Genomic DNA, 7,077 nt, shown 5'->3' with positions numbered 1-7,077 from the left:
ATCATAAACTGTTGATAGATCAACCGTTGATCTATCAACAATTATGTTTCAGATAACAGGAAGTATGGGATACAGTTTACGGAGTAATGAACATAAGATTGCCCGTAGAAAAAGGAGAATAACAGATGACAAAGACAGCATTAGTAACTGGTGCGAATAAAGGGATTGGATTCGAGATTGCAAAGCAATTGTTAGAAGCGGGGTATCGTGTTTTAGTTGGGGCACGCGATCAGGAGCGGGGCGAAACAGCAGTAACTGCCCTCCAAGCATTTGGTGATGCACATTTGGTTTTGTTGGACGTTGCTGACCCACAGAGTATTGATATTGCAGTGACAATTATTAAGCAGAATTTCCCTGAGTTGACGCTTTTGGTGAACAATGCCGGTATTCCAGGCGATATGCATAAACTTGGATGGGAATTTGCGGTTGAAGAACTGCAGGTAACTCATCAAGTTAATTTTATCGGTCCTTTTGCACTTTCAAAAGGCTTGCTCCCCTTATTGATTGCCAATAGAGGCACTATTCAAAATATCAGTATACCTATTGAGCCGTTACCTTACTTCAATGCATTTGCCTATCAAACATCTAAGGCTCCTTTAAATGTCATGACAAAGTCTTGGGGAATGAGCTTTGAGAAGGAGAATATACCTGTAGAGATTTTTTCAGTGATGCCTGGGGCGGTTTCAACAGATTTAAATGGTAATATGACAGGAGATTTCGTGAAAACAACTGCTCAAGCTGCAGAATTTATTCTTTCCTTTGTTTTGGATGATAAAAATCACAATGGAGAGGTCATTAATTACGACGGCACGCTAGCAGTATACTGATTGAATAATAAGATTCACTTATACATTCTGAACGACTTCAACTTCTAGGATAGCCCTTTCTCCACCGGAGAGAGGGCTTTTAGTTTTGGATGATATCACTTCCATATGCACGAAGAGGGATCGTTATGGCTCTAGGCAGACTTGCTTGTAAAGAAATTACGTTGTATATTGTCTATTACATTTGCAAGCCTGTAGTAATAAAATCCGATTAAGAAAGATGGGATGGTTTTGAGCAAAGATTGGTCACAGAAAGCCACGCTGTTATACCAAATGTATGGTGTAAACAATGCCATAAACACTACATTCGATGCTTACATCAGTATCAGCCAATCTCGCTTTGAAATACTCGCATTAATATATCAAGAAACCGAAATCAGTCAGAGTGCCTTACAGAAAAAAGTGACCCTTGACAAGGCAGCTGTCGCTAGACATCTCAAACAGCTTGAAGATAACGGGATCGTATCAAGAAGAAAAAAAGATGGGGACAACCGTATCATTCTGGTTAAATTAACGGATCGCGGAAGAGGATTAATCGAAACTTCACAAAAGGAGAAAGAGCATTTTGCGGAGGAACTATTAACTGATATTAGTGATACAGAGCTTACCGTGCTAAGGAAAATATTAGTACAGCTAAATAGAAATGTTGAAAAAATGAAGGGAAACGTTTAATCAGAACAAAACACCTTCTTACTAGCGAATATATACTCATTGAAATCCGCGCTGTGTGCGGATTTTTTGTTTTGCGCAGATACAGACAAGGAGGTGTATTCTTTCTCGAGCAGTGTTATTTCCTTGCCACAACCTACCCAACCTGGGCTATTCCGGTATGGAGTTCATTCGGCTGAGATGTTATTTAGAACGTTAAGAACAGGTTGTGTAAAGGTTTCCGCTATCACGAGCCTCACCATTTATCCTTGTCAGAATCAAGCTTGCAAAAAGAAAAATAATTGCTATACTAAGTTTAAATAACATTTTAAATGACATTTAAATTAAGCGGATCGTTCAATTCAAACTCACATACTTGGAGGTTACACATGGAAACAGATAAAAAATTGGAAACAAAAGAGAAGATTATGCGCGCCACACTGGAGCTAACCAAACAAGAAGGCTTTGAAAGTATCACCATAAAAAAAATCGCAGAAGCCTCGGGTACGAATGTCGCCCTAGTTAACTATTACTTTGGTTCCAAAGATAACTTAATGAACGAGTCCGTTAAGCTGATATTGAACAGCTTTCAGCATACCTTTGCTGTACTTTCTGATTTTTCTCTATCACCACGAGCTAGATTGAAGCAATTCTTACTAGATTATTTGCAAGTCATCCGTCAGTATCCCGAATTGCTCTCTAGAATCATCCTAATGGGTAAGACTGTTTTCTCATCGCAACATGAATATGGGTCATTTTTAAACTTATTGGGATTTCCTAAGATCCAGAGTACGTTAAAAGAGTTAACTAATGAACAACAGCCAGAGCACCTGATGACAATGACGATGCAGATTTTTGGAGCGCTTTTTCTTCCGGCGCTTATGAGTCCTATTCTAGAAACAGGGGCTTCCGTGAAGATTGCACCTATAGAGAAACAAATTGACTTGCTTTTTGATAGATACTTGCAGTGAAAAACTAGGATTGAGGTGAATCAAATGAATTTATTAAGAAAATATTGGCAGGATTTAGGGCTCTTCATTGGAATTCTCGTATGCATTTTTGTTTCGATGAATTGGGGAACGGTTCCGCGGATTAATAGTATTTTATGGTTAAGCTTCGTGGCTATCCTTCTTCATCAGTTTGAGGAATATCGTTGGCCGGGTTACTTTCCAGGCGTATTCAACACGGTTCTGTTCAAAAGTGAATCACCTGAGAGATACCCGTTAAACCAACAGTCAGCAATGATAATTAATGTGGGCATCGCCTATCTGTTTTACTTGCTCCCTGTATTTTTCCCCTCAGTAGTATGGCTGGGGATGGCTCCTGTTTTAATGGGTTTTTTCCAGATCATTTTTCATGGTATTGTCCTAAATATAAAAGCAAAAAAGATTTACAATCCAGGAATGTTTACGGCAATATTTGTACATTTACCAATTGGGATCTGGTATATTAACTTCGTATATAAGCATGATGTAGTGTCCTTAATGGACTGGATTTTGAGTACAATTTATTTTGTCATCGCCGTCTATATTTTCATTGTGAAAGGAAACACTTGGCTAAAAAATAAAAACTCCGTTCAGATATTTTCACAACATCAATTGGGAACATATAAGAGACGGTGAAATTTCTTGATTTGGATAAAGGAAACGACCATCCATTTGTTAGGATAGTCGTTTTTTTTATAAACTTGCCGCTTCAGCCATCGAGTTGAGGTTATTCTAGATAGTTCTTCGAGTAATTCGAATTGAAGACATGGCATCATTTTTAAGATCGGTAGTACTTAGATTATCATTTGTTACTAATGTTGAGGAACGTCCTTTAAAGTCCGCATCTGAGTAACCTACAACATCATAAGGTCCAACAATCTTAATAGAACTCACTGCATCATTCATACCAATATCTTTAAAGTTCGTAACATTACCTGTCAATTGCATAGAGGTCCCTGAAAAGTTAGAATCTTTGTAAATATAGACCCCCTGTTGCGCTAATGGAAAACTCGGGTTTGATATCACTTCATAATCAATTATCGCTTCTGATAAATCGGCTTTTCCTGCAATATTCCCTGTATCTAAGGGAATTACAACAGATCCCATATCATCATCCGCGTCTGACGATGATGAGTCATAATCCTTTACTTCCAACCACAATCGAGGATTCCTATTAGACACTGCGATATGAAGTGTACTCGTACGCTCTGAAAAAGTAGTATCAGCGGTTTTTTGGTCACCCCCAAAAATGACGGGGTGCGGTATATTTAAAGTAGCATCCGCTTTCATCCACACTCTTTCACTTATATATCTCTTTTCACTTAATGGATATGTGTCCATACTAATATATATATCAGGTAGATTATTGCTAGGGTCCTTATAAACTTTAGGGGTGACAGACTTGAGTGTTACTTTATGTGTCCAATAAAGATTGTATACATATTCATGCGAGAATGTCCCTAATCCATTAAAGTCAATATCAAATAAATAAGCTGGATCAGTGAAAAAAACTCCCTTTCCTAGCGTTCCATCTTGGTCTTTATCAGACCAGTTCCAAGGGGCATTTGCATTGTTGTTGCTTGTGTGCGTATTTGGAAAAACACCAAACGATTGAAAAGGCGTGTTGTTATATTGAAATTTCCTCTCCCATAATTCATCTATTGGCAGGATTCCATAATTATAAGTGTGTTTCCATTTTGGTGAAAATTGATTAGGCTGTCCAGTATAAGAAGGCTCTCCAAATTTATAGACAATCCCATCATCGCCAACATCTTCGTTACTAGTATAAGCTCTCACACCATGCCCATGGTTATCACCAAGACCATTTGAACTTATAAATACCTCTGGATGGGTTACTTCAGAGTATCGAACTGAAGTACTTTCAATTCCACCGTATCCTGGCTGCACATTAGAGTCTTTTAAACGATACCGTAGGTAGTCTGAATGACTAATTGTTTCCATTGCCACAAGAACACCGTGGTTTCCATCTTTTCGAACTGCAATCATCATTCCTTCTAAGTCATTTTCGTGTTGTTCGACGGGAAAAGGACCATCATCACGAGCATGATAAAAATAATAGCCTAAAAAGAGATGTGTCTTCGTTTCTTGAACAGAAGCATATACATATGGGACTTGAGGGACTACTCCTATTGTTTCCCATTGATCAGCCATGTTCCAGTTCCCATCTGCATTAAATTTCGCAATTAAATCCGCTATCCCACCAGCAAAATCCTTATTAATATCTTCATAAATAACAGGGGGAATATTTTGTAATATAGTCCCAGTAAGGTTTTCCTTCTGTGCTTAAACGATCGAATAAAGGACTGTGGCCGTTCATCGTTTGTGACTGTGCACCTTCTGCTGAATTTGAAGAATTTTCATTTAAGTTCATAGGTAATCCTCCTATAAAAATATGGTGTGATTTTCTAAACAAATATCTTTTAGCGTACATTTAAGGGGTTAACATGTGTCCTAAATATGAGGGACTGCCTTGTCCTCATCAAATTCCAAACCCTAGTCCTCCTCACAGATTTTGTAAAACAATTTCCAACTAAACTTATTAAAGCAAGGTTGTAAATATGATATAAATTTCTTAGTGGGCCTAGAGACTTTCCAAAACTGGAGAAGCTGTTACCGGAAACAGTAGGTTCAAGTAATTTCAAGTAATCGATGAGATGAAGAGGAGGAAACTGAAATGAAGACAATCAAGTGCATGATGGATCACCTGTACTGGGCGGACGGACGCATCCTGGACGCGCTCGAGAAGAATGAGACGAAGAACAAGGACCTGCTGATGCTGGTTCGGCATATCGCGGTCGCGGAACAAGTCTGGCTGTCCCGATTGCAGGGCAAGGGCAGCCCGCAATATTCGTTGTGGGAGGAAGCTGCAGACCTGACGGCGATCCGGACGATGTTCGAAGAAAACGCAGAGCGGTATCGCGTCTATATCGAGGGGCTCGAGGAATCCGATTTGGACGGGATGATCGACTATAAGAACCAGAGCGGACTTCCGTTCCGAACGTCCGTCCGGGACATCCTGTCGCAGGTCCTCCTACATGGACAATATCACAGGGGACAGATCAACCGAGCATTTCGGCTCGAATCCGCAGAGCCTGTTCAAGTTGATTACATTACGTTCACGAGACTTTAGGGCCAAAATCACCATTACTCGGAATGAGATAGTCATTATTAAGGAATTTACTGACGCCGAACTTCGGTGGCTGGTTGCTTAACATTTGCAAGGTGTTTTCTCACCTGATTTGGAACTTGAATCCTTATTTATACAGGTACTTCTTCAGTGAAATAATCCAACACCATACAACCAGCCCCCTGAGCCACAATGTTGTAGGCTGCTGTTGATTTAATTATTTCGACTTTAGTATTTGGATGAGAACTTATACGGTCCTGTGCAGTTTTAGCAGCGACATCAAAAAAACGCGGTTTCGGCACTAGTGTGCCTCCGAAAACTACAATTTCAGGATGTAATAAAAAAATCAAGTTACTAAGGCCAATCCCAAAATAATAGGCAGCATCTTCTACCACAGCTAAACAGAGATCATCGTTTTGTTCTAAAGCGTGTAAAATATGAAATAAATCAATGTCCTCAACATCATTAACTTCATATGACAGCATGGAAGATTTTCCGCGTTTTATAAGTCGGATGATTTCCTCACGAATAGCTGGCAAACTACTGTAAGCTTGAAGACATCCGTATGAACCACATGAGCAACGCCGACCGTGGATATCAATAATGATATGTCCAAAGGTATCCTCCACCTCACGTTTACTACTGATTAATCTTCCTTGTGAGATCATCCCGCACCTAATTCCAATATCACTAGATACAAAAACCAAATTGTCTGTCTCTTTCCAATAGTTCATACGATATTCAGCAAGAGCAGCTAAGTTAGTCCCGTTTTCTAAAAATACAGGTATATCCGTTTTGGCTTTTAAGGAATTGACAATATTCAGATCCCATCCACCTGCAGGAAAGTGCTGAGGGTGTGAAATAACACCTATATCGGGGTTGAACGAATCGAGAACACCAATACCGATACCTAACAAATTTACTTTAGGAATGTGATTCTGAGCTAATAATTGATCAACGCATGCTGCAATATAGTTTAATGTGAATTCTCCAGTGCATTCAGAGGTCATTTTTAATTTTTCAACGCTTATGATATTAAGCTTTAAATCAAGGAGTAAGATCGTAGTAAATAGACTTGTTAGTTCTACACCAACTAAATAGTACGAATCTGGCTTAATAATATAGGCTAATGGTTTACGTCCACCACTTGATTTTCCAATCCCACTATCATAGATAAGACCTTCCTCAACGAGCTCTTCCAGTAAACGACCACAAGTAACATGTTTAAACCCAGTATGTTCAGTTAATGTATTAATGGTAACAGGACCCAATCTACGTACTAAGCTATATAGCAGCTTCAAATTTTTTGCTTTAGGTGAGGATAAGCCCTCAAATTTATTCAGCATATTTTTTCTCCTTGATATGTGATCTGTAGGAAACCAATCCAAACAGTTATAGTTTATTATCCAACTTTTTTAATCATAGTTCCACTGCATTTAATTTTTATTCTACAAAATTACAACCATTAAAT

Annotated in this window: 8 protein-coding genes; 5 read left to right on the top strand and 3 right to left on the bottom strand. The window is 38.9% G+C overall.

All coding sequences use genetic code 11. The features are described 5' to 3' along the window. Positions 1–125 precede the first annotated feature (125 nt). The 4 genes from A3842_RS06255 (at position 126) to A3842_RS06240 (ending at position 3,094) form a co-directional block, all read left to right on the top strand. Positions 126–827 carry an SDR family NAD(P)-dependent oxidoreductase gene (locus A3842_RS06255; RefSeq protein WP_074083363.1) on the top strand — a complete coding sequence of 234 codons (702 nt, stop codon included), beginning with the start codon at positions 126–128 and terminating at the stop codon, positions 825–827. 222 nt (positions 828–1,049) lie between these two features. Next, a complete protein-coding gene (locus A3842_RS06250; RefSeq protein WP_167374783.1) occupies positions 1,050–1,496 on the top strand; it encodes a MarR family winged helix-turn-helix transcriptional regulator in 447 nt (148 codons plus the stop codon). A gap of 365 nt (positions 1,497–1,861) precedes the next feature. After that, positions 1,862–2,443: a TetR/AcrR family transcriptional regulator gene (locus A3842_RS06245; protein WP_074083364.1), complete on the top strand. Its 582-nt coding sequence runs from the start codon at positions 1,862–1,864 to the stop codon at positions 2,441–2,443. Positions 2,444–2,467: 24 nt separating this feature from the next. Then, positions 2,468–3,094: an HXXEE domain-containing protein gene (locus tag A3842_RS06240; RefSeq protein ID WP_074083365.1), complete on the top strand. Its 627-nt coding sequence runs from the start codon at positions 2,468–2,470 to the stop codon at positions 3,092–3,094. A gap of 96 nt (positions 3,095–3,190) precedes the next feature. On the opposite strand, the gene A3842_RS06235 is transcribed toward A3842_RS06240, so the two are convergent. Continuing rightward, positions 3,191–4,630: a beta/gamma crystallin-related protein gene (locus tag A3842_RS06235; protein WP_074083366.1), complete on the bottom strand. Its 1,440-nt coding sequence runs from the start codon at positions 4,628–4,630 to the stop codon at positions 3,191–3,193. A gap of 73 nt (positions 4,631–4,703) precedes the next feature. Beyond that, on the bottom strand, positions 4,704–4,850 hold the full coding sequence (locus A3842_RS32405; RefSeq protein ID WP_178381887.1) for a hypothetical protein: 147 nt from the start codon (positions 4,848–4,850) through the stop codon (positions 4,704–4,706). Positions 4,851–5,153: 303 nt separating this feature from the next. Between A3842_RS32405 and A3842_RS06230 the strand changes: the two genes are divergently transcribed. Then, positions 5,154–5,609: a DinB family protein gene (locus tag A3842_RS06230; protein ID WP_074083367.1), complete on the top strand. Its 456-nt coding sequence runs from the start codon at positions 5,154–5,156 to the stop codon at positions 5,607–5,609. Between the two features lie 128 nt (positions 5,610–5,737). Here A3842_RS06230 and A3842_RS06225 read toward each other — a convergent pair whose 3' ends face one another. Next, on the bottom strand, positions 5,738–6,952 hold the full coding sequence (locus A3842_RS06225; protein WP_074083368.1) for an ROK family protein: 1,215 nt from the start codon (positions 6,950–6,952) through the stop codon (positions 5,738–5,740). Between the last annotated feature and the right edge of the window lie 125 nt (positions 6,953–7,077).

Origin of the sequence: Paenibacillus sp. P3E, assembly GCF_001909045.1 — a bacterium.
Lineage (GTDB): Bacteria > Bacillota > Bacilli > Paenibacillales > Paenibacillaceae > Paenibacillus_AQ > Paenibacillus_AQ helianthi.
This window is presented reverse-complemented; position numbering and strand designations above follow the sequence as displayed.

Excerpts from the sequence above, each read along its gene's own strand:
- A3842_RS06240 (WP_074083365.1), top strand. The coding sequence starts at position 2,468 with ATGAATTTATTAAGAAAATATTGGCAGGATTTAGGGCTCTTCATTGGA.
- A3842_RS06235 (WP_074083366.1), bottom strand. The coding sequence starts at position 4,630 with ATGGCTGATCAATGGGAAACAATAGGAGTAGTCCCTCAAGTCCCATAT.
- A3842_RS32405 (WP_178381887.1), bottom strand. The coding sequence starts at position 4,850 with ATGAACTTAAATGAAAATTCTTCAAATTCAGCAGAAGGTGCACAGTCA.
- A3842_RS06230 (WP_074083367.1), top strand. The coding sequence starts at position 5,154 with ATGAAGACAATCAAGTGCATGATGGATCACCTGTACTGGGCGGACGGA.
- A3842_RS06245 (WP_074083364.1), top strand. The coding sequence starts at position 1,862 with ATGGAAACAGATAAAAAATTGGAAACAAAAGAGAAGATTATGCGCGCC.
- A3842_RS06255 (WP_074083363.1), top strand. The coding sequence starts at position 126 with ATGACAAAGACAGCATTAGTAACTGGTGCGAATAAAGGGATTGGATTC.
- A3842_RS06250 (WP_167374783.1), top strand. The coding sequence starts at position 1,050 with ATGGTTTTGAGCAAAGATTGGTCACAGAAAGCCACGCTGTTATACCAA.
- A3842_RS06225 (WP_074083368.1), bottom strand. The coding sequence starts at position 6,952 with ATGCTGAATAAATTTGAGGGCTTATCCTCACCTAAAGCAAAAAATTTG.